The 25,259-nt window shown below is 54.4% G+C and carries 24 protein-coding genes; 10 read left to right on the top strand and 14 right to left on the bottom strand.

The window, feature by feature from the left end:
* Nucleotides 1-93: 93 nt before the first annotated feature.
* The 3 genes from ACNT1W_RS16080 (at nucleotide 94) to rnd (ending at nucleotide 3,791) form a co-directional block, all read left to right on the top strand.
* Entirely contained in the window at nucleotides 94-684 is a 591-nt protein-coding gene (locus ACNT1W_RS16080) for a Slp family lipoprotein (RefSeq protein ID WP_112364017.1), read from the top strand.
* Nucleotides 685-891: 207 nt separating this feature from the next.
* Complete coding sequence (gene fadD / locus ACNT1W_RS16075; protein WP_017893083.1) at nucleotides 892-2,580, top strand: long-chain-fatty-acid--CoA ligase FadD; 1,689 nt, start codon at nucleotides 892-894, stop codon at nucleotides 2,578-2,580.
* An 89-nt stretch (nucleotides 2,581-2,669) separates the two neighbouring features.
* Entirely contained in the window at nucleotides 2,670-3,791 is a 1,122-nt protein-coding gene (gene rnd, locus ACNT1W_RS16070) for a ribonuclease D (RefSeq protein WP_259189618.1), read from the top strand.
* A 236-nt stretch (nucleotides 3,792-4,027) separates the two neighbouring features.
* Here rnd and minE read toward each other — a convergent pair whose 3' ends face one another.
* The 3 genes from minE to minC are packed head-to-tail and all read right to left on the bottom strand — an operon-like array spanning nucleotide 4,028 to nucleotide 5,840.
* Nucleotides 4,028-4,297 (bottom strand): cell division topological specificity factor MinE, encoded by a 270-nt coding sequence (gene minE / locus ACNT1W_RS16065; protein WP_012145482.1) that lies wholly within the window; start codon nucleotides 4,295-4,297, stop codon nucleotides 4,028-4,030.
* Between the two features lie 3 nt (nucleotides 4,298-4,300).
* On the bottom strand, nucleotides 4,301-5,113 hold the full coding sequence (gene minD / locus ACNT1W_RS16060; RefSeq protein WP_012145481.1) for a septum site-determining protein MinD: 813 nt from the start codon (nucleotides 5,111-5,113) through the stop codon (nucleotides 4,301-4,303).
* A 25-nt stretch (nucleotides 5,114-5,138) separates the two neighbouring features.
* Nucleotides 5,139-5,840, bottom strand: coding sequence for a septum site-determining protein MinC (minC, locus tag ACNT1W_RS16055; protein ID WP_419245840.1), 702 nt, complete (start codon nucleotides 5,838-5,840; stop codon nucleotides 5,139-5,141).
* Between the two features lie 136 nt (nucleotides 5,841-5,976).
* Here minC and ACNT1W_RS16050 point away from each other — a divergent pair, with 136 nt between their 5' ends.
* The 3 genes from ACNT1W_RS16050 (at nucleotide 5,977) to ACNT1W_RS16040 (ending at nucleotide 8,099) form a co-directional block, all read left to right on the top strand.
* Nucleotides 5,977-6,249, top strand: a complete 273-nt coding sequence (locus tag ACNT1W_RS16050; protein WP_012145479.1) for a YcgL domain-containing protein — start codon at nucleotides 5,977-5,979, stop codon at nucleotides 6,247-6,249.
* A gap of 63 nt (nucleotides 6,250-6,312) precedes the next feature.
* A complete protein-coding gene (locus ACNT1W_RS16045) occupies nucleotides 6,313-7,359 on the top strand; it encodes a lytic murein transglycosylase (protein ID WP_419245839.1) in 1,047 nt (348 codons plus the stop codon).
* An 83-nt stretch (nucleotides 7,360-7,442) separates the two neighbouring features.
* Nucleotides 7,443-8,099 (top strand): fumarylacetoacetate hydrolase family protein, encoded by a 657-nt coding sequence (locus ACNT1W_RS16040; RefSeq protein ID WP_012145477.1) that lies wholly within the window; start codon nucleotides 7,443-7,445, stop codon nucleotides 8,097-8,099.
* A gap of 75 nt (nucleotides 8,100-8,174) precedes the next feature.
* On the opposite strand, the gene ACNT1W_RS16035 is transcribed toward ACNT1W_RS16040, so the two are convergent.
* Nucleotides 8,175-8,423, bottom strand: a complete 249-nt coding sequence (locus ACNT1W_RS16035; protein ID WP_012145476.1) for a CsbD family protein — start codon at nucleotides 8,421-8,423, stop codon at nucleotides 8,175-8,177.
* Nucleotides 8,424-8,831: 408 nt separating this feature from the next.
* On the opposite strand from ACNT1W_RS16035, the gene ACNT1W_RS16030 reads away from it, so the two are divergent.
* Nucleotides 8,832-9,278, top strand: a complete 447-nt coding sequence (locus ACNT1W_RS16030; protein ID WP_012145475.1) for a YcgN family cysteine cluster protein — start codon at nucleotides 8,832-8,834, stop codon at nucleotides 9,276-9,278.
* Nucleotides 9,279-9,784: 506 nt separating this feature from the next.
* On the opposite strand, the gene dsbB is transcribed toward ACNT1W_RS16030, so the two are convergent.
* Complete coding sequence (dsbB, locus tag ACNT1W_RS16025; RefSeq protein ID WP_012145474.1) at nucleotides 9,785-10,315, bottom strand: disulfide bond formation protein DsbB; 531 nt, start codon at nucleotides 10,313-10,315, stop codon at nucleotides 9,785-9,787.
* A gap of 124 nt (nucleotides 10,316-10,439) precedes the next feature.
* A complete protein-coding gene (gene nhaB / locus ACNT1W_RS16020) occupies nucleotides 10,440-12,020 on the bottom strand; it encodes a sodium/proton antiporter NhaB (protein WP_261408863.1) in 1,581 nt (526 codons plus the stop codon).
* Between the two features lie 242 nt (nucleotides 12,021-12,262).
* Here nhaB and fadR point away from each other — a divergent pair, with 242 nt between their 5' ends.
* On the top strand, nucleotides 12,263-12,982 hold the full coding sequence (fadR, locus tag ACNT1W_RS16015) for a fatty acid metabolism transcriptional regulator FadR (RefSeq protein WP_012145472.1): 720 nt from the start codon (nucleotides 12,263-12,265) through the stop codon (nucleotides 12,980-12,982).
* 68 nt (nucleotides 12,983-13,050) lie between these two features.
* On the opposite strand, the gene ACNT1W_RS16010 is transcribed toward fadR, so the two are convergent.
* Nucleotides 13,051-14,586 (bottom strand): SpoVR family protein, encoded by a 1,536-nt coding sequence (locus tag ACNT1W_RS16010; RefSeq protein WP_012145471.1) that lies wholly within the window; start codon nucleotides 14,584-14,586, stop codon nucleotides 13,051-13,053.
* Nucleotides 14,587-15,124: 538 nt separating this feature from the next.
* On the opposite strand from ACNT1W_RS16010, the gene ACNT1W_RS16005 reads away from it, so the two are divergent.
* Nucleotides 15,125-16,429 (top strand): D-amino acid dehydrogenase, encoded by a 1,305-nt coding sequence (locus ACNT1W_RS16005; protein WP_419245838.1) that lies wholly within the window; start codon nucleotides 15,125-15,127, stop codon nucleotides 16,427-16,429.
* Nucleotides 16,430-16,501: 72 nt separating this feature from the next.
* Complete coding sequence (gene dadX, locus ACNT1W_RS16000; protein ID WP_259189610.1) at nucleotides 16,502-17,575, top strand: catabolic alanine racemase DadX; 1,074 nt, start codon at nucleotides 16,502-16,504, stop codon at nucleotides 17,573-17,575.
* 3 nt (nucleotides 17,576-17,578) lie between these two features.
* On the opposite strand, the gene ACNT1W_RS15995 is transcribed toward dadX, so the two are convergent.
* From ACNT1W_RS15995 to ACNT1W_RS15965, 7 genes are all read right to left on the bottom strand, one after another.
* Nucleotides 17,579-18,772 carry a multidrug effflux MFS transporter gene (locus tag ACNT1W_RS15995; protein ID WP_012145468.1) on the bottom strand — a complete coding sequence of 398 codons (1,194 nt, stop codon included), beginning with the start codon at nucleotides 18,770-18,772 and terminating at the stop codon, nucleotides 17,579-17,581.
* Between the two features lie 109 nt (nucleotides 18,773-18,881).
* Complete coding sequence (locus ACNT1W_RS15990) at nucleotides 18,882-19,442, bottom strand: 3'-5' exonuclease (RefSeq protein ID WP_012145467.1); 561 nt, start codon at nucleotides 19,440-19,442, stop codon at nucleotides 18,882-18,884.
* Nucleotides 19,443-19,504: 62 nt separating this feature from the next.
* Entirely contained in the window at nucleotides 19,505-21,223 is a 1,719-nt protein-coding gene (locus tag ACNT1W_RS15985) for an ABC transporter permease subunit (RefSeq protein ID WP_375190699.1), read from the bottom strand.
* Nucleotides 21,223-22,731, bottom strand: coding sequence for an ABC transporter substrate-binding protein (locus ACNT1W_RS15980; protein WP_419245837.1), 1,509 nt, complete (start codon nucleotides 22,729-22,731; stop codon nucleotides 21,223-21,225). Before ACNT1W_RS15980 ends, ACNT1W_RS15985 begins: the two co-directional genes overlap by 1 nt.
* 18 nt (nucleotides 22,732-22,749) lie before the next feature.
* Complete coding sequence (locus tag ACNT1W_RS15975; RefSeq protein WP_419245836.1) at nucleotides 22,750-23,532, bottom strand: ABC transporter ATP-binding protein; 783 nt, start codon at nucleotides 23,530-23,532, stop codon at nucleotides 22,750-22,752.
* 13 nt (nucleotides 23,533-23,545) lie between these two features.
* Nucleotides 23,546-24,355: an ATP-binding cassette domain-containing protein gene (locus ACNT1W_RS15970; protein ID WP_419245835.1), complete on the bottom strand. Its 810-nt coding sequence runs from the start codon at nucleotides 24,353-24,355 to the stop codon at nucleotides 23,546-23,548.
* 317 nt (nucleotides 24,356-24,672) lie between these two features.
* Nucleotides 24,673-25,155: a hypothetical protein gene (locus tag ACNT1W_RS15965; protein WP_135344230.1), complete on the bottom strand. Its 483-nt coding sequence runs from the start codon at nucleotides 25,153-25,155 to the stop codon at nucleotides 24,673-24,675.
* Between the last annotated feature and the right edge of the window lie 104 nt (nucleotides 25,156-25,259).

The following is a 25,259-nucleotide window of genomic DNA, read 5'->3' as shown; positions in this document are numbered from 1 at the left end:
TATTGTGCTTTGCTGGCGTTCGGCATATGAATGAACTGCAACTTGCTCGGTGAACTGATGTCAAAGTTACAGCTATTTCAGGAGATTGCGACGATGCTAACCCGCACTGTAAGTAAAAAAATGGCGCTACTGGCTATTGCCGGTGGTGCGTTTGCGTTGTCGGGCTGCGTTACCGTGCCCGATGTAATTAAAGGCAGCACGGAAACGCCGGTGCAGCAGTTGTCCTCGGTGCAGAATGCACCGAACCTGTTTGTGGGTGCTGAGGCCCGTTTTGGCGGTACTGTGGTGAATGTCGCTAATGAGCAGGGGCGTACGGTGCTGGAAATTGCCGCCGTGCCGCTCGATTCCGGTGCCCGACCGATTTTGGGCGAGCCGTCGCGGGGGCGCTTGCTGGCCTCTGTTAACGGTTTCCTGGAACCGGTTGATTTCAAAGGTCAGCTGGTTACCGTGGTGGGCCCAATTACCGGCGTCAGAGACGGCAAGATTGGCATGACGCCGTACAAGTTTGTCACCATGAACGCCACCGGCTATAAACGCTGGCACCTTAGCCAACAGGTGATGATGCCGCCGGCGCCAATGGGGCCATGGGGCTGGCGTAGCGGTACCTGGGGCCCCGGCTGGGGCGTGGGTTACGGCTGGTACAATCCTGGTCCGGTGCAGGTGCAAACCATAGTTACCGAGTAGTGTTCGCGAGAAGTTAACAATTTTGAAAGGGCGGCTCCGGCCGCCTTTTCCTTTTGGCGCAGGGAAACGGCGCCAATTAGTGACGTACATCGCAACCTTAATATTGTTTAAAACTCAAACTGGTCTGCTGAGTTAAAATATTGTTATGGTTTGGCTGCATATTTAGGGGCTGCGATGATAATGAATAATGATTTCAGGAGTAATACCTTGGATAAGGTTTGGTTAAAACGTTACCCGGCAGATGTTCCGGCAGAGATCGACGCCGATCGTTATTCATCTTTGGTCGAAATGTTTGAAAATGCGGTTAAGCGTTACGCGGATCAACCCGCTTTTATGAACATGGGCGAGGTGATGACCTACCGCAAGCTGGAAGAGCGTAGTCGCGCTTTTGCCGCTTACCTGCAAAATGAACTGGGTCTGCAGAAGGGTGACCGCGTTGCCCTGATGATGCCGAATTTGTTGCAATATCCGATCGCACTGTTTGGCATTTTGCGAGCCGGTATGGTGGTGGTCAACGTTAACCCACTGTATACGCCGCGTGAACTGGAGCACCAATTGAACGACAGCGGTGCCAGCGCCATCGTGATCGTCTCCAACTTCGCCCACACGCTGGAAAAAGTGGTGTTCAACACCCAGATAAAGCACGTGATCCTGACGCGCATGGGCGACCAGCTCTCCGCTGCCAAAGGTACGCTGGTTAACTTTGTGGTGAAATACATTAAGCGGCTGGTGCCGAAATACCATCTGCCGGCGGCTATTTCTTTCCGCAGTGCGCTGCAGCGCGGACGCCGGCTGCAGTATGTCAAACCCGATATCATCAACTCTGACCTGGCGTTCCTGCAATATACCGGTGGCACCACCGGCGTGGCAAAAGGCGCGATGCTGACGCACCGTAACATGCAGGCCAACCTGGAACAGGCCAAGGCGGCCTATTTACCGCTGTTCCGCGAAGGGCAGGAACTGGTGGTGACGGCGCTGCCGCTGTACCACATCTTCGCATTGACGGTGAACTGCCTGCTGTTTATCGATCTGGGCGGACATAATCTGCTGATCACCAACCCGCGCGATATTCCGGGGCTGGTGAAGGAACTGGGCAAATATCCGTTCACCGCCATGAGCGGGGTGAACACCCTATTCAATGCGCTGTTGAACAACGAGGACTTCCACAAGCTCGATTTCTCCACGTTGCGTTTCTCCGTCGGCGGTGGCATGTCGGTGCAGAAAGCAGTGGCGGAAAAGTGGGAGAAAACCACCGGCAAGCACCTGCTGGAAGGCTATGGCCTGACGGAGTGTGCGCCACTGGTCACCGGAAATCCTTACGATCTGAAACACTACAGCGGCAGCATCGGTTTACCGGTGCCTTCCACCGATATTCGGCTGGTGGATGATAACGGCCATGATGTGCCGGTCGGCGAGCCGGGCGAACTGTGGGTTAAAGGGCCGCAAGTTATGTTAGGCTACTGGCAGCGGCCGGATGCCACTGATGAAGTGTTGAAAGATGGCTGGCTCGCGACCGGCGATATCGTTACAGTGGATGAGATGGGCTTTGTGCGCGTCGTCGATCGCAAGAAGGACATGATCCTGGTTTCCGGGTTCAACGTCTACCCGAACGAGATTGAAGACGTGGTCAGCCAGCACCCTAAAGTGTTGGAATGCGCGGCGATTGGCGTGCCAAGTGACGTCTCTGGTGAAGCGGTCAAGATCTGCGTAGTGAAGAAAGACGCCTCGTTGACCAAAGAAGAGCTGTTGACCCATTGTCGTCGGCAGCTTACCGGGTATAAAGTGCCTAAAATTGTTGAGTTCCGCGACGAGTTGCCGAAGTCTAACGTCGGTAAAATTTTGCGGCGAGAACTGCGTGATGAGCAGAAAAAACCTGTGGCAGCCGATGCCGCCTAGGCTATCATCTACGCCTTACAGATCAACAACGCCGGTGAATGCCGGCGTTGTTGTGTTTGAATCATGAAAGCGACCAAGAGAATGACGTTTTGAACTATCAGTTGATCACTACCGATGCCGGATTGCAGCAGGTCTGCGATCAGGCGAAAAAGCATGCCCAGATTGCGCTGGACACCGAATTTGTCAGAACGCGCACTTACTATCCGCAGTTAGGCCTGATTCAGTTATACGATGGTGAACAACTCTCCCTGATTGACCCCTTGCCGATCAAGCAGTGGCAGCCGTTTATCGAGCTGCTGAGCAACACTCAGGTGGTGAAATTCCTGCACGCCGGCAGTGAGGATCTGGAAGTGTTCCTCAACGCGTTCAAAACGCTACCGACGCCAATGGTGGATACCCAGATCCTGGCGGCCTTTACCGGTCGTCCGATGTCTTGTGGTTTCGCTACCCTGGTGGCGGAGTACATGCAGGTGGAGCTGGATAAAAGCGAAGCCCGGACCGACTGGCTGGCGCGTCCGCTGACGGAAAAACAGTGTGTCTACGCTGCGGCGGACGTGTTCTATCTGTTGCCAATGGCCAAACGGCTGGTGCAGGAGACGGAAGAGGCCGGTTGGACGGCGGCTGCCAGCAATGAATGCCTGCTGTTGTGTCAGCGCCGTAGTGAGACGCTGGCGCCGGAATTGGCCTATCGTGAAATTACCAACGCCTGGCAATTACGTCCCCGCCAGTTGGGTTGCTTGCAGAAACTGGCTGAATGGCGACTGCGTCAGGCGCGTGAGCGTGATCTGGCGGTGAACTTCGTGGTACGTGAGGAGAACCTCTGGCAGGTAGCGCGTCATATGCCGACCTCGCTGGGTGAACTGGACTCGCTGGGGCTGAGCGGCCCTGAAATTCGTTATCATGGTAAAACGCTGGTGGCGTTGGTGGCAGAGGCCGCCGAGCTGGAAGAATCGGCATTGCCGGAGCCGTTACCGAACCTGATCGACCAGCCGGGTTATAAGAAAGTGTTTAAGGAAATCAAAGCGGCGATCGTCATTGCCAGTGAGCAAAGCGGGTTGAGCAGCGAATTGTTGGCATCGCGTCGGCAGATTAACCAGTTGCTGAACTGGCATTGGAAATTGAAGGTTGGCGACAATTTGCCAGAATTAGTCAGCGGATGGCGCGGTGATTTATTAGCGGCACCACTTCAGGACATTTTGAAGGGTTATTAATCGGGCTGTAAAACGTTGGGGTAGGGTAAGGAAACCCTGCTCTGATTATTTATTAGAAATAGTCGAAGTCAAAACACTTATCGGTAGCTTTTACTTTAAACAAACGTGACGCAAGATTAATTGAGATTAATCCCAAAGGATAAAAACGATTATTAAGTCTTTTTTATCTCAATAACTGGTTATGCATACAGTTACCCCCTGTATAAAATACACAGGGGGTAATTAATGCGTCACACTCATTTAGTTACTTCTTCCGATTCCGGTAATGTCACGTTGAGTTCAAGCACCGAAATATCGTCCCCTTTCTGCTCAAACTGCACGTGCAGCATTTCAGGGTCGATTTGAATGTATTTGCAAATTACCGCCAGAATATCGCGTTTCAAATCAGGCAGATACGGGGGCTCACTGTCCCCCCGACGACGCTCAGCGACGATAATCTGCAGCCGTTCCTTGGCTATATTGGCTGTCTGCTTTTTGCGGGACAGAAAGAAGTCTAGTAATGCCATGGTTTATCCCCCAAAAAGGCGTTTCAGGAAACCCTTCTTCTCTTCTTCAATGAAGCGGAAGGGGCGTTCTTCCCCTAACAAGCGGCTAACGGTGTCGTCATAGGCCTTGCCAGCGTCTGATTCGGCATCAAGGATCACCGGCTCACCCTGGTTGGAGGCCCGCAGCACGGACTGGTCTTCCGGGATAACGCCGACCAGTGGAATGCGCAGGATTTCCAGTACGTCTTCCATGCTCAGCATATCGCCACGGCTCACGCGGCCCGGGTTATAGCGAGTCAGCAGCAGATGTTCCTTAATCGCCGATTCGCCTCTTTCAGCGCGACGGGATTTGGATGACAAAATGCCCAGAATACGGTCGGAGTCACGTACTGAGGAAACTTCCGGGTTGGTGGTGATGATGGCTTCATCCGCGAAGTACAGCGCCATCAGCGCGCCGGTTTCGATACCTGCCGGAGAGTCACAGACCACGAAGTCAAAATTCATCTCGCCCAAATCGTTGAGGATCTTTTCAACGCCTTCGCGGGTCAGCGCGTCTTTATCGCGCGTTTGCGAAGCCGGCAAGATAAACAGATTATCGGTGCGCTTGTCTTTGATCAACGCCTGGTTCAGCGTGGCATCACCCTGAATGACGTTAACGAAATCGTAAACCACCCGGCGTTCGCAGCCCATGATCAGGTCAAGATTCCGCAGACCGATATCAAAATCGATCACCACGGTTTTCTTACCTTTTTGGGCTAGGCCGGTAGCGATGGCCGCGCTTGAAGTGGTCTTGCCAACGCCCCCTTTACCCGATGTAACAACAATAATGCGTGCCATGAAATGGATTCCTTGTCAAAAGGGCTTAATTTAAAGGTTGTATGGTTAAAGCGTTATCCAACAGGCTGAGTCGTACAGCCTGCCCGACAAAGTCGGACGGGATTTGGTCGCTCAACCAGTACTGCCCTGCGATAGAGACTAGCTCAGCACCCAGGTGCGTGCAAAAAATCTGGCACTGCGTATCACCTGAAGCACCAGCCAGCGCACGACCGCGCATCATGCCGTAAACGTGAATATTGCCATCGGCAATTAATTCAGCGCCGGCGCTGACGCTGCTGGTCACGATCAGATCGCTGTTGCGGGCATAAATCTGTTGGCCGGAACGAACAGGGGTACTGATGATGCGCGTCTTGGCGGGGGCGTTGGGATCCACTACCGGGGCTGGCGCGGGCGCCGGTTCCGGGGGAGCCATCTTCTGGCCTTTGCCTTCGTTCAATAACGGCAGCCCGGCACGGGCTATTGCACGTTTTTGCCGCTCATCTCTGCAACCGCTGATACCCACAACGCGCAGCCCTGCTGCCGTGACAGCCTGTTGAAGTTCTTTCCAGTTTGCGTCGCCGTTCAGCGTTGCAACGTTGATAACAACAGGGGCATTTTTCAAAAAAGCGGGCGCTTGCTCGACTTTTTCTTGTAACGCCTGACGTATTACCTCGGGTTCCGAATTATACAAATGAACAACCGATAGGGTAAAACTGCTGCCTTTTAGCTCAATTGGCGATTGTGACATCTATCCTGACTCAGTCTCAGCAACTTTAAATCCCCGGAATACCAATCGGGGTGCGATATTCCGAAGTACTATAAGCATGTTATAGTCAGAGTTATATCCAGGCAAGACGCTGCCCCAATTAAATAGAGTTAAAAACATGCTTTGTGTGATCTATAGAAGCTCGAAACGCGATCAAACTTATCTTTATGTCGAAAAAAAAGACGATTTCTCCCGAGTGCCGGAAGATCTGCTGAAAAGTTTCGGCACGCCGCAATTGGCAATGGTGCTTTCTCTTGAAGGTCGGGAGAAATTAGCCTCGGCAGATATTGAGAAAGTGAAAGAGGCCCTGAAAGAAGAAGGGTTCTATCTGCAGGTTCCACCGCCGCTGGAAAATTTATTAAAACAGCACTTGTCTGACGACAAAAAATAACCGTCGTTGGCGTACAGGGGCTACGCTGGATCAGTAACCCCAAACCAACAAAGGAGCTGGGTGATGAGAGGGTCAGCGAAGACAGCGATAGTGGCTCTGCTGGCGTTGGGAACTGGCGTCTGTCCGCAACTGATGGCACAGGTCGCTTCACCGGTCACAACTGCTGCGCCAGCACAAGGCACGTTGGCTGAAACCGGTCGCGATCCGGCACAGTTCCCAGCCTATATAGAACAACTGAAACGTCAGGCGCTGGCGCAGGGCATTAGCCCGGCTATCGTCGCCAGCGCTTTTGCCAACGTGCATTTTGTCGACCGAGTGATTAAGGCAGACCGTAATCAGCCGGAAAAGAAAATCACGCTGGATGATTATCTAAAACGTGTATTGCCGCCGGCCAAGATAGCGCAGGGCCGCGCTTTTTACCGGCAATATCAACCCCAGTTGTCTCGTGTTACCGCTCACTACGGTGTTCCTGGACGTTATGTGGTGGCGCTGTGGGGGATGGAAAGCGCCTTCGGCAAGATCCAGGGGCGTGAAGACGTGATATCTGCGCTGGCTACGCTGGCCTTTGAAGGTCGCCGTGAAGCTTTCTTCAGCCAACAGCTAATGGCAGCACTGCGGATCCTCGAACAGGGGCATGTCAGCCGTGAACAACTGAAAGGCTCCTGGGCCGGTGCGATGGGGCAGTGCCAGTTTATGCCGACCTCATTCCTGAATTATGCGGCGGATGGCGATGGCGATGGCCGTATTGATATTTGGAACAACGTTGATGATGTGTTTGCCTCTACGGCCCGTTATCTGTCGCGTGAAGGTTGGCAACCGGGCGTAGGCTGGGGCAGGGAAGTTAAACTGCCTGTCGGTTTCAGCAGTGACAGCCTGGGGCTGAAAGTGAGCCAGGCCCACAGCGTCAATGAATGGCAAAAACGTGGCGTGCGTCGTGCGGATGGTTCAGCCTTGCCGCATTCTATCCTGCGCAGTTGGGTGATCACGCCGGATGACATGCAGGGCCGGGCGTTCATGGTTTATGACAATTTTCGCACGATCATGCACTGGAATCGCTCTTACTATTTTGCCATCGGTGTGGGTATGATGGCTGACGGTATCGGGCAATAAAATAGGGCCAGGGTACCTCCACCCGCGCGTGGGATAACGGGCTTAGCAAGCTAAGCCCCTACATGATTGTAGGGAGATGCGGTATGTATCAACATAGAGACTGGCAGGGTTCATTACTTGATTTTCCGGTAAACAAAGTGGTTTGTGTAGGCAGTAACTACGCCGATCATATTAAGGAAATGGGTAGTGCGACCTCGGCAGAGCCGGTAGTGTTTATCAAGCCTGAAACGGCGCTGTGCGATATCCGCCAGCCGGTGGCGATCCCCAAAGAGTTCGGTTCGGTACATCATGAAGTGGAACTGGCAGTGTTGATTGGCACGCCGTTAAAACAGGCTAATGAAGATCGAGTGGCTCGGGCCATCGCCGGTTACGGTGTTGCGCTGGATTTGACGCTGCGTGAGCTGCAGGCGGGGTTCAAGAAGGCCGGGCAGCCTTGGGAAAAAGCCAAGGGTTTTGACGGCTCCTGCCCGATCTCCGGTTTTATTCCGGTGGCAGAGTTTGGCGATCCGCAAAATGCCGAGCTGTCACTGACGGTCAATGACCAGGTGCGTCAGCAGGGCAATACTCGCGATATGATCACCCCGATCCTGCCGCTGATCAGCTATATGAGCCGTTTCTTCACGCTGCGCGCAGGTGACATTATTCTTACCGGTACTCCGCAAGGCGTTGGCCCGATGAGCTCAGGCGACATGCTGAAAATCACACTCAACGGTAAATCATTAACGACTCGCGTGATTTAAAGCCAGGCAAGACGGCACTAAAAAAGGCCCCATGGGGCCTTTTGTCTTTTCTTCGGTTAGGGGCGGGTAAAGTGCTTATTTACGGCCCAGCAAGAAACCGAAAACAATCCCGACTGCAGCGGCGATAGCCACGCCGGCAAGTGGGTTGGATTCAACCTGAGTCCGCACCGTATCAGCCGCATCGCGAGCCGCGTAGCTGGCCTGAGAGGCATATTTGCGGGCTGCGCCTTTAACCTGATGATCCGGCGAGTCCGTTGCTTTACCAAAGGCTTCTTCAACGGCACCGGCAGCTTCATTGACCTTGTCTTCTGCTTTTCCAAACATACTTGGCTCCCTATCTCGGTTATAAAGGCGAACATTAAACATAGCAGGATTATGCCGTTCCTGGCGGCAAAAAGTGCTTTATAAGATGAATCTTAGCGGTGAGTTGAAGCGTTGGCCGGCAATAATCCTGGGGGAAACGAAAGGGTGATAGGCCTGTGATTTGTACGTATAATTAAGCGATGCGAGCCGTGTTGTTTTCCACCGAAAGCTCACAAAAATTGGCCGATGGCCATGACGCTTAATGCTGAATACTGTTGTTTTAAATAGCATTTTTTTTAAACAGATATATTGTTATCGCTATGATTATATTGTGTTTTCAGCCTTTCCATTTGGTTGGGATATCTATATAGTGCATCCTCAAAACCTGTACGCAGGTTATCTATTCATTTACCTATACCGGACGCGAACATGTCACAAACCCCTTTTTGGCAACAAAAAACGCTGGCGGAAATGTCAGAACAAGAGTGGGAATCGCTGTGCGACGGTTGTGGGCAATGCTGTCTGAATAAGCTGATCGACGAAGATACCGACGAGATTTATTTCACCAACGTAGCCTGTGACCAGTTGAATATTAAATCGTGCCAGTGCCGCAACTATGAACGTCGCTTTGAGCTGGAAGAAGACTGCATCAAGTTGACGCGTGAGAACCTCACGACGTTTGACTGGTTGCCACCGACCTGCGCATATCGCCTGATTGGCGAAGGCAAACCGTTATTCTCCTGGCACCCACTGGTTAGCGGTTCCAAGGCGGCGATGCACGGTGAGCGCATTACGGTGCGGCATATTGCGGTACGTGAAAGTGAAGTGGTGGACTGGCAGGACCACATCATGAACAAACCAAGCTGGGCGCGATAAACGAAAAAAGCCCCTGCAAAGAAGAGGGGCAAGACACACAACAACACCAGGGAAATCGTTAATACTAACTTGCGGATACTATAAGGTTTTTGCGGCCAAACTTCATCAAAATATCGATGCAATAATGCATCACTATGATGAGTTTTTTTGTATAAGGTGGGTGAGAGCAGATAAGTTGTTCCGTTATAGTACGATTTTATAGCGGAAAAGTGAGATTGTAATCCCGCGAATAAGACGTTTTCCCCCGCTAACTTAATGTTATGTAAATTACGTGCCAAATCTCGTCCGGATGCTTCTTTTTATACAGAAGGTTAGGTAGTTTGACCGCTCTCACGCTAAGTTCCGAGAGTAAAATAATGAAAATGATACGTCTGTTTGCCGTCGCTGGGGCACTGATAGTGCTCGTTTATTACCTTACGCACACTTGATATCGCTTTATCTCTGAAGAGTCTCCTCAACTCCATAAAAAACGGCGCCCTGAGGCGCCGTTTTTTATTCGGGCATGCTTAACGACCAAACAGGTCACGTCGACGCGGACGCACAAACTGCGCGATCAACACAATGATGGCGAAAAGCAGATAAGCCGTGAAGATACCCACCAGCCACTGCGGCATCTCCAGAGTCAGAAACTCCCATTGACGCACTGAACAGTCACCTGACGCGTGAAACACGGCAGGCAGCCACTTATCCAGCGGCAGCCAGGATGGGAAGCTGACAAAGAAATCACAGGTATTAAACGGCGAAGGATGCAGTTGGATCATGGTGTGTTTCCATGCCAATTGCAGGCCTTCCCAGGCGCTGTAAATCCACAGCAGGATAGCGGCATAACGCAGTGGCGTTTTCGGTGCGATGGCACCGAGCAGCGAGGCGCCCAGAATACCAAACAGCGCACAGCGTTCGTAAATGCACATCACACAGGGTTGCAGCAGCATTACGTGCTGAAAGTAGAGAGCAACTAATTCCAGCACCAGCGCAGTCAGGGCCATCAACAGCCAAGCACCGCGCCCCTGCGAGCAGCGGTTAAAGAATTGCAACATATATTTATTCTTCCATGCAGTAAGCAATTGAACTGGCAGTGTAAACCAATTCAACTCTGCTGCCAGCTACCTGAGCCTGTTTCAGCACAAAAATAGTCGCTGACAGCGGAGTGGGTTAACAGTGTCAGTGTGTAGCGGCTTCAATCGATGGCAGCGTCAGCCAATGCCACTGGGTCAGCAGCTCAGTCGCAGGTGCCAGTGTAAACTGGACGCACAGCAGACCCACCAGGGTTAATACCACAGTATAGGGTAAAGCCATCCATACCATCCGCCCGTAAGACAAACGCACCAGCGGTGCCAGCGCAGAGGTCAGCAGGAACAGGAAAGCCGCCTGACCATTCGGCGTGGCGACCGATGGCAGATTGGTGCCGGTATTAATGGCGACCGCCAGCATTTCGAACTGCTTCAGGGAAATCACACCGTTTTCAAATGCAGCACGGGCTTCATTGATGTATACCGTACCGACGAACACGTTGTCAGATACCGAAGACAGCAGGCCATTAAACAGATAAAACAGCGCCAGTTGTGAAGAGGGTTGCGCCTGCAGAACAAAATGAATAATCGGTGTAAACAGGTGTTGCTCAATAATTACTGCCACCACGGTGAAAAATACCGTCAGCAGCGCGGTAAAAGGCAGCGCCTCCTGGAAGGCCTTACCGATGGCGTGTTCATCGGTGACGCCGCACAGTGAAGTGGCGAGAATAATGACCGAAAGACCAATCAGGCCTACTTCCGCCAGATGAAAGGCCAGCGCCACCACCAACCAAATGCCGATTAGCGCCTGAACGACCAATCTGACCTGTTCTTGTTTACTGCGTCCGGCGGTAGCCTGGCGGTCAAACTCGGTCAGTACCTCACGTACGCGTTCCGGCAGTTTTGCTCCGTAGCCGAAGACGCCGAAGCGTTCGAGCAGTAAGCAAACCAGCAGGCCGCACGCAAACACCGGCAGGGTAACCGGCGCCATGCGCAGGAAGAAGTCAACAAATCCCCAGCCGGCGCTTTTGGCAATAATCAGGTTCTGCGGTTCACCCACCATGGTCATCACGCCGCCCAGCGCAGTACCGACGCCTGCGTGCATCAGCAGGCTGCGCAAGAAGGCGCGGAACTGCTCGAGCGTCTGTTTGTGATCGTCACTGACCAGGGTGCTATCGTCACCGACATCAATATTACCGTCATTACCGTCAGAACGGTTTGAAGCCACGTTGTGGTAGATCGAATAAAATCCGGTAGCGACGCTGATAACCACCGCAACGACCGTCAATGCATCGAGGAAGGCTGACAGCAGCGCCGCCGCAAAACAGAATGCCAAAGAAAGCAGCATTTTTGAGCGGATGTTGAGCAGTAGCTTGGTGAAAACGAACAGTAGCAACTGCTTCATAAAGTAGATGCCGGCTACCATAAAGATCAGCAGCAGCAGCACTTCCAGATTATGGGCAATTTCCGCACCCACCCGATCGGGGCTGGTCATGCCGATCAGCACTGACTCAATGGCCAGCAGACCACCCGGCAGCAGTGGGTAGCACTTCAGCGCCATTGCCAGGGTAAAGATAAATTCGACTACTAACAGCCAACCCGCAATGAACGGATCGACCAGGAAGAAAACCAGTGGGTTGACCACCAGGAAAACCAGAATGGCCAGTTTGTACCAGTCTGGTGATTGCCCGAGGAAGTTTTTCACCAGGGCACTGCGAAAGGTCGTTTCCATTATGCGTTACACGTCCTGAAAATAAGTTGTCTCATACTAGCCTAACAATGCCGCCGGGGCAGATGCAATAAGGGCTTGCTTTACGATGAGAAATTTCTCTAAGCGGTGTTTTTGCACGTTTTTTGCCACTTTATGCACAGTTTCGTTCAATGTTTTTCGCTCACGCTAGGTCATGCAATAGCGATCTGGTATGATCAGCCGACTACTATTACTGATTATCGTCGCTACGGAACGTCAAACACATGGTCATAAAGGCGCAGAGTCCTGCCGGTTTCGCGGAAGAATACATTATCGAGAGTATCTGGAATAATCGCTTCCCTCCTGGCACTATTTTGCCCGCGGAGCGTGAGCTTTCAGAACTGATTGGTGTCACGCGCACCACGTTACGTGAAGTTTTACAACGCCTGGCGCGTGATGGCTGGTTGACCATTCAGCATGGCAAACCGACCAAAGTAAATAATTTCTGGGAAACATCCGGCCTCAATATTCTTGAGACGGTGGCACGCCTCGACCATCAGAGCGTTCCACAATTGATCGACAACCTGCTGTCTGTGCGAACCAATATTGCGGCGATCTTTATTCGCGCAGCGGTGCGTAACCATCCAGAGGCCGCTCAGGAAGTGTTGGCGAAAGCCACTCAGGTGGAAGATCAGGCGGATGCTTTCAACCTGTTGGACTACGAAATTTTCCGTGGTCTGGCGTTTGCCTCCGGCAACCCGATTTACGGTCTGATCTTCAACGGTCTGAAAGGCTTGTATACCCGCGTTGGCCGTTACTACTTCTCAAACCCGGAGTCTCGCAAACTGGCGCTGACTTTCTATAGCAAGCTGTCGACGCTGTGCCATGAGAAGTCATACGATCAGGTAATGGACTGCGTGCGTAACTACGGTAAAGATAGCGGCGCCATTTGGCAAAGCATGCAAGGCACTATGCCAAGCGATCTGACCGAAGCCCGTCGTTAACCTCAACACCGCATTACGTAAAAGGGGCGCCATTTGGCGCCCCTTTAGTTTTTAGTTATTGAACAGTCTTACAGTGGTGTTGGGCGCGGTGGGCAACGCTCCAATAGCTCGACGCTGCCGTCTTCGTTCTGTTGCTCCAAAATAATGTCGAAGCCCCACAGACGGTGCAGGTGTTTCATCACTTCACGCCGACTTTTATCCAGCGGAGCGCGATCCTGCGGGATATAACGCAACGTTAATGAACGGTCACCGCGTAAATCTACATTCCAGATCTGTATGTTCGGCTCGTGGTCGCTCAGATTATATTGCGCCGACAACTCCTGACGGATTGCGCGGTAACCGGCTTCATCATGGATCGCGGCTATTTCCAGGTAGTTATTGCGATCGTCATCCAGTACGGTGAACAGCCGGAAATCACGCATGATCTTCGGCGACAGGAACTGGCTGATAAAGCTTTCATCCTTGAAGTCACGCATGGCGAAGTGAAGTGTTTCCAGCCAGTCTTTACCGGCGATGTCCGGGAACCAGTAACGATCTTCTTCCGTCGGCGACTGGCAGATGCGCTTGATGTCCTGGAACATGGCAAAGCCCAGTGCGTAAGGGTTAATGCCGTTGTAATAAGGGCTATTGTAAGGCGGTTGATAAACCACGTTGGTATGGCTGTGCAAAAATTCCAGCATAAAACGTTCGGTTACCCGACCCTCGTCGTACAGATGATTGAGGATGGTGTAGTGCCAGAATGTCGCCCAGCCTTCGTTCATCACCTGGGTTTGTTTCTGCGGATAAAAATACTGACTCACTTTGCGTACAATTCGCAGAATCTCACGCTGCCAGGGTTCCAGCAACGGAGCATTCTTCTCCATAAAGTAGAGGATGTTTTCCTGCGGTTCGCTCGGATAGCGGCGCGCCTGCTCAGGTGCCTCTTCACGTTCAACCCGTGGCAGGGTCTTCCACAGCGTGTTTACCTGGCTTTGCAGGTACTCTTCGCGGCTTTTTTGCCGGGCAGTTTCTTCGACCAGTGAAATTTTCTGCGGCCGTTTGTAACGGTCCACGCCGTAGTTCATCAACGCATGGCAAGAGTCCAGCAGTCTCTCCACTTCTTCAACGCCGTAGCGCTCTTCGCACTGGCTGATGTAGTGGCGGGCGAACAGCAGGTAATCGACAATCGAACTGGCGTCGGTCCAACTGCGGAACAGGTAGTTATTCTTGAAGAAGGAATTGTGCCCATAGCAGGCGTGCGCCATCACCAAAGCCTGCATGGTGATGGTGTTTTCTTCCATCAGGTAGGCGATGCAGGGGTTGGAGTTGATCACAATCTCATAGGCCAGGCCCTGTTGCCCATGCTTATAGCGCTGCTCGGTCTCAATGAATTTTTTACCGAATGACCAATGGGTGTAGTTAATCGGCATGCCGACGCTGGAATAAGCGTCCATCATCTGCTCTGAGGTAATGACCTCGATCTGATGCGGGTAGGTGTCGAGCTTGTAATGTTTGGCTACGCGATCGATGTGCTCCAGATACACCTGCAGCAACTCGAACGTCCAGTCCGGTCCATCGCTCAGACGTTTATCTTCCTTGACCTTATCATGTGTTGAAGTAGTCATCAGCGCACCCTCGTTATTACGGACCTTGCTCGAACGGCAGACCCTGTATCAATCGTAGCTCAATCTACGCAGAGGTAATAATGATATAAAGCTTAAAAATTCAACGATCTGTCGTCGGCAACCCACATGGAGAGCTACCGGGGAGCTTTTACCCTGAGTTTTTTCTGCTGGGAAGGGATCTCACTCCGGCAAAGCGTTATATCAGTAAAGTTGCTATTTTGTAGTTTATTACTCTGTGGTATTGGCGCTGTTTCATTTTTATATTCTGTTAAATCCTTGTTGCTTTCTTGGCTTTTACTTGGTGCTATCAATGCAGTCATTGACTGCGCATCGGCCTGTGTTTCGCTCTCAAATCCTCCTTTCACCGCATCTTATCGCTATTTATAGGTAGCTATTGCAAAAGAGACGGCCATGAACGATAAATTAATTGTGAATGTTGTCACGTTTGATGACGAAGATGTTGGACGGATTTTTCCACTGAGTTAATTTCCTGTGAGCAGAAGATTATGCTTTGTGAAGCCTTAAGCTGGAGTCAGCGATGCGAGTGGTAATTTTAGGTAGTGGAGTGGTGGGTGTTGCCAGCGCCTGGTATTTGGCGAAAGCGGGGCATGAGGTGACGGTGATCGATCGTCAACCCGGCCCGGCGATGGAAACCAGTGCGGCGAATGCCGGTCAGATCTCACCGGGCTATGCGGCTCCGTGGGCTGCGCCTGGCGTGCCTTTGAAGGCGGTTAAATGGATGTTCCAGCGCCATGCGCCTTTGGCGGTGCGTCTGGACGGCAGCAGCTTCCAATTGAGCTGGATGTGGCAGATGCTCAAAAACTGCAATACCGAACACTACATGACCAATAAAGGGCGTATGGTGCGGCTGGCGGAATACAGTCGTGACTGTATCAAGGCGCTGCGCCAGGAAACCGGCATCCAGTATGAAGGCCGTCAGGGCGGGACGCTGCAACTGTTCCGTACCCAGCAACAGTTTGAAAGTGCGGCGAAAGACATCGCGGTGTTGGAAGATGCCGGCGTGCCCTACAAACTGCTGGAAGCCAGTCAGTTGGCCAGCGTTGAACCTGCGCTTGCACAGGTGGCGCATAAGCTGACCGGTGGGCTGCAACTGCCTAACGATGAAACCGGCGACTGCCAACTCTTTACCCAGCAACTGGCCAAACTGGCGCAGCAGGCCGGAGTTACTTTCCTGTATAACCGCAACGTCGATCGCCTGCTGGTGGAAGGGGACAAGATCAGCGGTGTGCAATGTGGCGGAGAAATCTTCAAAGCCGACAGCTACGTGGTGGCCTTTGGTTCTTATTCCACCGCGCTGTTGCGTGACCTGGTGTCGATCCCTGTCTATCCGCTGAAAGGCTACTCGCTGACCATTCCTATTACCGATGAGTCCGCCGCGCCGTTCTCAACCGTGCTGGATGAAACTTACAAAATCGCCATTACCCGTTTCGATCAGCGTATTCGCGTCGGCGGTATGGCGGAAATCGTTGGTTTTAACACGCAGCTTGAACAAAAGCGTAGAGAGACGCTGGAGATGGTGGTGCGCGACCTTTACCCTAACGGTGGACGGGTGGAAGACGCTACCTTCTGGACCGGTTTGCGGCCGATGACGCCGGACGGCACGCCAATTGTCGGCAAGACCTCGCTGAAAAATCTGTTCCTGAATACCGGCCACGGCACCCTGGGCTGGACCATGGCCTGTGGTTCCGGCCAACTGCTTTCCGATTTGATTTCCGGTATCACGCCGGCCATTCCTTCAGACGATCTGGGAGTGGCACGTTACAGCGCCGGATTTCGCAGCCTCTACACCGGCCCCTTGAACGATGTGCATCCCGCGCGTTAAAAACCCTAATTTATAATGTTATTGTCACGGGCGTTGGCCCGTGACCGCATTTGCCGGCCCGTAGGAGTGCCCATGCCTCGCCCGATTTCCGCCACGTTACACCTTGGCGCTTTTGAAAATAACCTGCAGGTGGTTCGCCGTTTCGCCCCCAAAGCCAAAGTCTGGTCGGTGGTCAAGGCCAATGCCTATGGTCACGGTATCAAACATGTCTGGCGCAGTCTGGCGCAGACAGACGGTTTTGCCTTGCTGGATCTGGCCGAAGCCATTTTGCTGCGTGAGTCCGGCTGGCAAGGACCGATTTTGTTGCTGGAAGGTTTTTTCAAGCCACAGGATTTGGCCCTGCTGGACCGCTATCGTTTGACGACCTCGGTACACAGCGACTGGCAACTGGCGGCGATAGCCGAGGCCAAACTGTCGGCACCGCTGGATGTTTACCTGAAAGTGAACAGCGGCATGAACCGTCTGGGTTTTGCACCGGAACGTTTGCACTCTGTCTGGATGAAGGCTCAGGAGATCGGCAATATCGCCAGCCTGACGCTGATGAGTCATTTCGCCACCGCGGACGGTCCACAGGGCGTCGAGTCGCAAATGGCCAGCATAGAACGGGCGGCGAAGGGCATCACTTTGCCGCGCTGTCTGGCCAACTCTGCCGCTACGCTGTGGCACCCGCAAACCCATGGCAGTTGGGTGCGGCCGGGCATTGTGCTCTATGGTGCTTCACCAAGCGGCCAATGGCGTGACATTGCCGACAGCGGTCTGCAACCCACCATGACGCTGAGTAGCGAAATTATCGGTGTTCAAACGCTGAAGTCCGGTGATCAGGTGGGTTATGGCTGGCGTTACCGCGCCGAGGGAGCGCAACGCATCGGCGTGGTAGCCTGTGGTTATGCCGATGGCTATCCGCGTCATGCACAAACCGGTACGCCAGTCTGGGTGGACGGTGTGCTGACACGAACGTTAGGCACGGTTTCAATGGATATGCTGGTGGTCGATCTGACGCCTTGCCCGCATGCGGGTATCGGGGCGGAAGTGGAACTGTGGGGGCGACGCCTGCCGGTTGACGATGTCGCCACCGCGGCAGGTACGCTGGGCTATGAATTACTGACGGCACTGGCCGCCAGAGTGCCAATCATCACCGAGGCCTAAGCCTCAGGCAATCTTCTTCAACTGACCTTTTATTTGCTTGCTGCGCTGTCGTGCGTGCAGCGCCAGCAGGCAACCCACCAGCATCACCAGCGCCAGTGACAGTTTGGGCTGCAATGGCAGCGCCATCGCCAACAAGCCCAGAGCCGCACCGCCGGCCATCTGCACAAAACCTACCAATGCAGAAGCTACCCCGGCCTCATTGGAATACGGCTCCAGCGCGTAGCTGGTTGCCGGGCCCATCACAAAGGCTAAACCAGCGCAGGCAAAAGCGACCGGTAGCATATAAGCCAGCCAGTGAGTTTGTGCCGCACCAGACAGTAAGGAGACGCCCAGCAGTAGCCCAATAGCCCCGATACCCATCAATATACCGCCGGTTGCCAGACAGACTGGGCGTCCGACCTTGTGAATGATGCGGTTGGCGAAAAAACTCACCAGCATGATCCAAAAACCATTGGCGCCAAACACCAACGAGAATTGCAACGGCGTCAGCCCGGCGGTGCCCATTAGCACGTTGGGGGCCAGCGAAACGTAGGTCAGCGCCATGCCCATGGCACCGGAGTTGACTACGGCGAAGGACAGAAAGCGGCGATCGCGGGCGATGCGTGCATATTGTCGCACCGGCAATCCTTTGACGCGCACGGTGTCCGCCGGACGGGTTTCCGGCAGGCGAAGGGCGATCAGGACCAGTACCGCCAGCGCATAACACACCAGGAACCAGAATGGGGCGCGCCAGCCAAAGGCTTCTGCCAGCAGCCCACCCAGCAAGGGGGCCAGAGCAGGAATAATATTCAGCGTACCGTTGAGAAAACCGAAGGCACGGGCCGCATCGTCGCCGTTCATCCGATCGCGCACGCCACTGAATGCCACCACTGCGGTACAGCAGACCGCCACACCCTGCAACAGGCGAGAGGCGACAAACATCGTTGGCGTGGTGGCCAGCGCCGCCATCGCCGCGCCAATCATGTAAATCACAATACCGGCCAGAGCCACCGGCTTGCGGCCGTAGTTATCCACCAGCGGGCCGGCAATAACCTGCCCAAGGCCCAGCACCAAAATGAACAGAGAAATGGTGGACTGAATCAGCGCTTCACTGCTGTTAAGGCCAACGGCGATAGCGGGGATGGTCGGCAGATAGAGATCGATACCCAGCGGGCCGAGCAGCACTAGGCTAAGAAGCAGAAACAGAAATTTTTGCATAACAAAAACAGCACATCCGAGTGACAAAGAGGGCTAGAGTAGAGATTCTGGCGCTAAATGGAAAGAGGCAAAACATAGGCCCGCCGCCGGTACGCCAGTCCGGTTCTATTTATGACCCAGCGGCTTTGCGATAGTAAAGTGCCGATACCGTATCCGCCACGTAACGCGCCTGATGTTTGGCGTCGTCCAATGCCCGGTGGGGCGTGCCTTCAAATGCCCGTTCTTTCTTCGGATTAAAGCCCAGCATTTCTGCCAGGGTGATCACCGTGCGCACATCTTGCGTATCCCAAAACTTCCATGGACAGGGCATATCAAGCTGCTGGAAGGCATGTTCGAGGATGGCGCAATCGAACTCCTTGCCGTTACCCCAAACCTTGACCTTATCGGTGCTGTTCATATGGATAAACCGGCTCAGGTTGGTCAATGTGCGTTTAAGGCTTTCTGTGCCGCCGAAAGCCAGCTTGCGCGCTTCGTCAGACTGTTTCGCCCACCAGGCGACGGTATCCAGGCTGATGGTTCTGCCGGGTTGATCTTTTTGGCTGCTGACGGCGTTTTCAAATTCCGCACCGAGCTGCCCGGTTTGAGGATCGAAAAATACCGCGGCGACCACCAGGATCACCGCACTGGGTTTTATATCCAGCGTTTCAATATCTAACATCAGATGGTGCATTGGGTCTCCCGGCCGGTTGAGGTACCGCATAATATTACTACAAACCGGGCCAGGATGCGCCGTCAGCCCCGACGGTTGCCGGCGGTATTGGCCAGCGTTACTGCGAGCACCGCCAGTAATATCAGAGCGATCGCCGGTGCCAGGACTCCCCACGGCGCCCGTTCGATATAGGGCATGCCTTCCGCCAGCACCAGCCCCCATTCTGCGCTGGGTGGCTGCGGACCCAGGCCAAGGAAACCCAGGGCGGCCAGCGCCAGCGCAATGCCCGGCAGGCGCAGCATGGCATGGCGCAGCAGTGGCCCCCATAAGGCAGGCAGCAGGTAATGCGTCAAGGTGCGCACTCGGCCTATTCCCAACACCGGCAGCATGCGGATATAGGGCTGAGTGCGGGCTTCCATCAGCAGCGAAGCGCAATGAGCGGCCAGCGGAGCCCAACTGACCAACATCACCGCGCAGGCGGCGCCGTAGGCTGAAGGGCCGCTAATGGCGACCACTAACAGGCCTGCGATAATCGGCGGTGTGGCGTTGGCCAGCTCAATCATTCCGCACATCAGACGTGGCATCAGCCCGAACATTATCCCGAGGAACAGCGAAGCGAAGCTGACCGCCAGTGCCAGCAGGCTGGTATTCAGCGCACCGTAAGCGACGCGCGCCAGAATGTCCCGACCGGTGGCATCCGCGCCGAAGGGCAGATCGAGGCTGGGCGGCTGGAGGCGAATATGCAGAGACGAAAGTGGATCGCGTATGATCCCGCTCAGCACCAACAAGCACAACAACAGCGCGGCAAAGGTGGCGAAAACGTAACTGCCTTTGCCGCTGTGCGGTGGCGGCGTCGAATTGGCCAGGCTTGGCGCTACCCGACCCAGCAACAGATAATGCGCGCCCTGTGCCAAAAAACCGGTGCTGAAGGCGATCAGCAACAAGATCAGAATGCCGCACTGCAGCGTTGGCAGATCTTGTGCGATGGCGGCACCTAATGTCGCTCTGCCCAGACCGGGAATGGCGAAGACTTTCTCGACGGCGATGGCGCCGCCGGTAAGCCCAACCAGCACCAAACCGATTTGTGGTAACAAGGCGGGTAGCGTGCGGCGCAACACCGCCAGCAGACAATGCCACCGGGAGATACCGGCCAGGCTCCAGGTGATTAACCAGCGTTCGGATAAGGTCGCGGCCAGGCCGTCACTGAACAACAGGCCCAGCAGGCCGCCGGCAGGTAAACCCAATGCCAGCGCCGGCAGCACCACATGGCGCAAACTTTGCCAGCCGTAGGGGGGAAACCAGTTTAGCCAGACGGCGCCGAGGATCAGTAACAGCGCGGCCAGGAGAAATTCGGGCAGGGCGGTCAGCGCCACCGCCAACACGCCTGCAGAACGGCGGTACTCGCCATGCAGGCCGCGCCAAAGGGTTGGCAGTGCCAGCAACCCTGCGACTAACAGCGCTATCGCCAGCGCGTAGCCCATTAACGTTAGAGAAACCCCGGTAGCCTGTAACAGCCCCTCCAGTACCGGGCGACCGGAGATCCAGGAATGACCGGCGTCGCCATGCAATACCCCATTAAGCCAGCGGCCAAGCAGCATCAGCGGCCCGTCGTCCAGAGCAAAGCGTTGGCGAATGGCATTCAGGGCTTCGGGGGTCGCTTCCTGTTCGGCCGAGCGAGCTCGCAGCAGGCTAATTGCCGGGTCGCGACCGGATAGCCAGGGCATCAGACCGATCAGGGATATCATTGCCAACAGGGCAAACAGCCGCGAGGCCAGTGGCAATAGCCATTGCGCCAGTCGCATCAGGGCTGTCCGCTGACGATCATGCTGCGCGGTGTCACCAGTTGGCGTTCTCGCGGATCGCGCTCTGCATTCTTCATGCCCACGGCTTCCCCCTGGATCACTCGTTCATGCAGCAGCGGGATCGCGGCATTAGTGGCCAGTATGCGATTTTCCGCCACCATGATCGCCTGACGCCGCTGTGCTCCGGCCGCAATAGCGGCAGCCTGAGTTATAGCCGCATCCACCTGCGGGTCGCACAGTTGGGCGATATTGAACGAGCCCTGACAGGCGAAATCGCTGAACATATAAGCCAGTGGATCGCCGGAGTCCAACACCGTGGCTCGCGACAGAATAAATGCATCGAATTTGCCTGCCAGCGCATCGGCCTCAATATGCGCATATTCCCGCACTTCCTGTTTCACCACAAAGCCTGCCGCGCCAAGCTGTTGCGCCAGATAAACGGCGACTTCCGGTAGCTCGGCGCGATCGCTGAAGGTGGCCAGGGTGATGGTTTTATTCGTTACCGTCTTGGTGGGCAGCAAGGGTTGCGGCTGTCTCAATGGGGCGGCCCAGGGCAGTGCCGGGCCAAGCAGTCCGCTGGCGACATCGGCACGGCCTTCGTAGACATTGTCCACCAGGGGTTGACGCTCAATAGCCGCGGCGGCGGCGGCACGCACCTGCGGATCGCTAAAGACACCTACTCGGGTGTTCAGATACAGGGTGTTGGTGCGCGGCATCGGCACTTCATGGATGCGTTCTGCCGCAATCAGTGGCAACTGTGATACCGGCACGGCTTCAACCAGATCGGCACTGCCGGTGCGCAGAGCTGCGGCTCGGGCGGAACCGTCCGGTACAAAACTGACGTCGATACCCGGCGCTGCGGCTTTTTGGCCCCAATAACCTTCAAAACGCTTTAGTCGCGCGCTGCTGGTCCCGTTGATTTCCGTCAGCACAAAAGCGCCGGTCCCGGCCAGCAATGGGTTAACCACGCCGTTGGCACCGTAAGCCCGTTCGGCAAGGATCGCCAACTGTGGGCTGGACAGCCGTTGCGGAAGTAAAGGGTCGGGGACCGCGGTGGAAATAATCACGGCGTGATCGCCTTCAATGCTGACTGATAATTCAATGCCGTCGAGGATACGCGGTTTGGGTGCGGCGTTGATTGCCGCCGAAAGTGAGCGTACGACGCTCTGTGCTGTCATTACACTGCCGTCGTGGAAACTGACCCCCGGCCGCAACACAAAGCGCCAGCGGTGTTGATCTATCTGCTGCCATTCGGTGGCCAATGCCGGTTCGGCATCTCCATTGGCGTTCAGCAGCACCAGCGTTTCGGTATTGCTCCAGCGCGAAAGTTTAAACGCATCATCGCTGAGCGGCGTGAGCCCGGAACGAGGCGGTTGCAACATGGCCAGCCGGATGCGTCGTTCTTCGCCGGCATCGGCTTTCGGTTCGGCAGGGTCAAAACAGCCGCCAAGCAGCAAGCTGCCGGCGAGCAGGCAGCCGGTGGGGCCAATAAAGCGTGGGTTCAACATGAAAAAGTCCTCAGAATGTCAGGGCTGATAAAGGGCGGGTAACGAGGGAATGGCGGCCAGCAGATCGCAGGTGGCGGCATGTCGCGGGCTGCGCAGCAGTTCATCGGTTGGACGATCTTCCACGATGACGCCGCAGGCCATCACCAGCGTTCGTTGGCATAGGGCGGCGACCAGTGAAATATCATGGGAGACAAGCAGCATGCCCATATTTTGTTGACGAGTAATCTTGTCCAGCAGGCCGATGATCTGCTGACGCAGTGGCAGATCCAGACCGCTGACCGGTTCATCGGCGATTAAAAATCGGGGTTGTAGCGCGATAGCACGCGCCAGCGCCACCCGTTGTGCCTGCCCACCGGAGAGCTGGCCGGGGCGGGCGTGTATCAGGTGATCATCCAATTCGACCTGCCGCAAGGCCCGCTCAGCGGCAATGCTCAAATCCTGCCTGGGTGCCAGCTGACGCAGAGGTTCAATAATCAACTCGGCCACCGTGTGGCGCGGGTTAAGTGAGGCATGGGCATCCTGAGGGACGTATTGCACCAAACGTCGATACCAGCGCAATGGGTTCACAGCGGTTGGGCGGACGGCATTACCCTGGCACAGGATATGGCCGGCATCAGCAGTTTCCAAAGCCAGCAACAGCCTGAGCAGCGTCGATTTCCCTGCGCCGGAGCAGCCTACCAGCCCTACGCGTTCCTCCGGATAAAGATTCAGGTCGGTGGGTTTCAGTCCGTCAGACTGTGATGAATATCGCCGACAGACTTGCTGCAGGCTGATAAAGGGCAGTGCTCCACTGATTGACATGCCATTCACTCCGTTAACCTGCCAGACTCAACGGCGATGTCCGCTGGAAGGTTGGACGCTGCGCTGTGGCAACCAACTGCCGGGTATAGGGGTGAGCAGGGTGATGCAGCAATTGTGCAAACGATCCCTGCTCGACTATTTTGCCATCTACCATCACGATGGCGCGCTGACACAGGTTGGCGGCAACGGTGAGATCGTGGGTAATAAACAGCAATGCCGGTGCGTGAGGACGTTCGGTGTAAGCTTTCAGGATCTCGAGCAGTTGATGTTGGCTGACCATGTCCAGTGCAGTGGTAGGCTCATCGGCGATTAGCAGGCTTTTCTCACCCACCAATGCCAGCGCCGCGCAGACTCGCTGGCATTGTCCGCCAGACAGTTGGCCAGGATAGCGTGACATGATGATCTCCTGCGGCAAGCCTAATACTGCCAGCAACTCGATGGCGCAACGCTGTGCCCGCTGTTTTTTCATGTTGTTCTGCCCCTGCAGTGCCAGGATTAGCTGCTGGCCCACGCGGGTCAGGGGATTGAGACTGGTAAAGGGATCCTGAAAGATGGCCGCCAGTGCGGGGCGTTTGCGCTGTTGCAAATGCCGGCCAGCGAGTTCTTGCCCTTGCAGCCGAATGGAACCATTGACTGTCGCGCCAGTCGGCAGAGTCCCCAAAATGGCGGCGGCAGTGAGTGATTTACCTGAACCCGATGCCCCCAACAGACACAGACGTTCGCCGGCATACAGCGTAAAGTTCAAATCGTGAATTTTGACGTCTCCATCAAGCGACAGCGTCAGGTGTTCTACGGTGAGTAACGGCGAGGGTTGGTTATCCATGGCAGATCTTTTTCTTGTGATTTTTGTTATGTGATAACATAACATTCGCGTGCCGGAAATAACCAGCGGATTTACGAAATACTTTGAAATAGTGTAAAGCGGGGTAAGCAAGGTATGATGCTGAGGGTTTTGTTGTCAGGTTGGTCTTATCGGTGAGAACGCTTATTTTTGTTTTATGTATGGCAGGTTATCTGCTGGTGCTGAGTTACCTTGGTGTTTTCGTCACGGATAAAATATGTGAGAAATCCAATAACTACACCAAGGTGTGCCGCCTGGTCGATATTTCAGAACCGCATATTCCAAAGTAAATTCGGCTGTCAGCTCAAATAGTCAGCGGTGATCAACGGCGTCAACAGCCCTGCTAATGCCGCCAGCATTGCCCACTGTCGCCACCCAAGTCGTGCCAACCAATCCTGGCGCAGTGGCGGTGTCGCAAGCTGACCCACCGCAACCGTGCCGGTCAGCAGCAGCGTCAGAAAAATGAAAACCAACCCACGGCTCCATGCATTGAACTCGATGTGCAGCACATTGGCGTAGTACAGCCGCATCAGAATGTAATAGGCCAGCATCACCCAGGCGAAATGGGTGCGTTTTTTCAGCACCTGGTAAAGTAAAAATGCGATGAAAATACTGTGGCACACGGAGATCAGTGGCGCTTCAATCGGGCGCCTGACGCAGCCGTTATAGACCGCCAGATAGATATTAAAGACCAACTGGGCATAGAGGGTATAGATATACCAGCCATAGATGATTTTGAGCTTTTTGGGGGTGGGTGGGGTTGGGCAATAATCCGATATCATTGGAGCCTCCTGAGCTGACTAGCGTTATACCACCTAAAAACTAAATGAAAATTAAACGCCAAACAGGCTTTATTTTACTCCCGATCTGGAACTAAGCCGCATTC

It is taken from the genome of Serratia sp. NFX21 (assembly GCF_048517035.1).
In the GTDB taxonomy this organism is placed as follows: Bacteria; Pseudomonadota; Gammaproteobacteria; order Enterobacterales; family Enterobacteriaceae; genus Serratia; species Serratia quinivorans.
The sequence above is the reverse complement of the archived record's forward strand: the minus strand, read 5'-3'. Positions and strand labels throughout refer to the sequence as shown.

What these genes read in the sequence shown, in the direction of transcription:
- ACNT1W_RS16045 (WP_419245839.1), top strand. Translation starts at nt 6,313, where the DNA reads ATGAGAGGGTCAGCGAAGACAGCGATAGTGGCTCTGCTGGCGTTGGGA.
- ACNT1W_RS16080 (WP_112364017.1), top strand. Translation starts at nt 94, where the DNA reads ATGCTAACCCGCACTGTAAGTAAAAAAATGGCGCTACTGGCTATTGCC.
- ACNT1W_RS15985 (WP_375190699.1), bottom strand. Translation starts at nt 21,223, where the DNA reads ATGCGACTGGCGCAATGGCTATTGCCACTGGCCTCGCGGCTGTTTGCC.
- ACNT1W_RS16005 (WP_419245838.1), top strand. Translation starts at nt 15,125, where the DNA reads ATGCGAGTGGTAATTTTAGGTAGTGGAGTGGTGGGTGTTGCCAGCGCC.
- ACNT1W_RS15970 (WP_419245835.1), bottom strand. Translation starts at nt 24,355, where the DNA reads ATGGATAACCAACCCTCGCCGTTACTCACCGTAGAACACCTGACGCTG.
- minC (WP_419245840.1), bottom strand. Translation starts at nt 5,840, where the DNA reads ATGTCACAATCGCCAATTGAGCTAAAAGGCAGCAGTTTTACCCTATCG.
- minE (WP_012145482.1), bottom strand. Translation starts at nt 4,297, where the DNA reads ATGGCATTACTAGACTTCTTTCTGTCCCGCAAAAAGCAGACAGCCAAT.
- ACNT1W_RS16030 (WP_012145475.1), top strand. Translation starts at nt 8,832, where the DNA reads ATGTCACAAACCCCTTTTTGGCAACAAAAAACGCTGGCGGAAATGTCA.
- ACNT1W_RS15995 (WP_012145468.1), bottom strand. Translation starts at nt 18,772, where the DNA reads ATGCAAAAATTTCTGTTTCTGCTTCTTAGCCTAGTGCTGCTCGGCCCG.
- ACNT1W_RS16050 (WP_012145479.1), top strand. Translation starts at nt 5,977, where the DNA reads ATGCTTTGTGTGATCTATAGAAGCTCGAAACGCGATCAAACTTATCTT.
- nhaB (WP_261408863.1), bottom strand. Translation starts at nt 12,020, where the DNA reads ATGGAAACGACCTTTCGCAGTGCCCTGGTGAAAAACTTCCTCGGGCAA.
- ACNT1W_RS15990 (WP_012145467.1), bottom strand. Translation starts at nt 19,442, where the DNA reads ATGCACCATCTGATGTTAGATATTGAAACGCTGGATATAAAACCCAGT.
- dadX (WP_259189610.1), top strand. Translation starts at nt 16,502, where the DNA reads ATGCCTCGCCCGATTTCCGCCACGTTACACCTTGGCGCTTTTGAAAAT.
- ACNT1W_RS16040 (WP_012145477.1), top strand. Translation starts at nt 7,443, where the DNA reads ATGTATCAACATAGAGACTGGCAGGGTTCATTACTTGATTTTCCGGTA.
- ACNT1W_RS15980 (WP_419245837.1), bottom strand. Translation starts at nt 22,731, where the DNA reads ATGTTGAACCCACGCTTTATTGGCCCCACCGGCTGCCTGCTCGCCGGC.
- ACNT1W_RS15965 (WP_135344230.1), bottom strand. Translation starts at nt 25,155, where the DNA reads ATGATATCGGATTATTGCCCAACCCCACCCACCCCCAAAAAGCTCAAA.
- ACNT1W_RS15975 (WP_419245836.1), bottom strand. Translation starts at nt 23,532, where the DNA reads ATGTCAATCAGTGGAGCACTGCCCTTTATCAGCCTGCAGCAAGTCTGT.
- ACNT1W_RS16010 (WP_012145471.1), bottom strand. Translation starts at nt 14,586, where the DNA reads ATGACTACTTCAACACATGATAAGGTCAAGGAAGATAAACGTCTGAGC.
- dsbB (WP_012145474.1), bottom strand. Translation starts at nt 10,315, where the DNA reads ATGTTGCAATTCTTTAACCGCTGCTCGCAGGGGCGCGGTGCTTGGCTG.
- ACNT1W_RS16035 (WP_012145476.1), bottom strand. Translation starts at nt 8,423, where the DNA reads ATGTTTGGAAAAGCAGAAGACAAGGTCAATGAAGCTGCCGGTGCCGTT.
- fadR (WP_012145472.1), top strand. Translation starts at nt 12,263, where the DNA reads ATGGTCATAAAGGCGCAGAGTCCTGCCGGTTTCGCGGAAGAATACATT.
- minD (WP_012145481.1), bottom strand. Translation starts at nt 5,113, where the DNA reads ATGGCACGCATTATTGTTGTTACATCGGGTAAAGGGGGCGTTGGCAAG.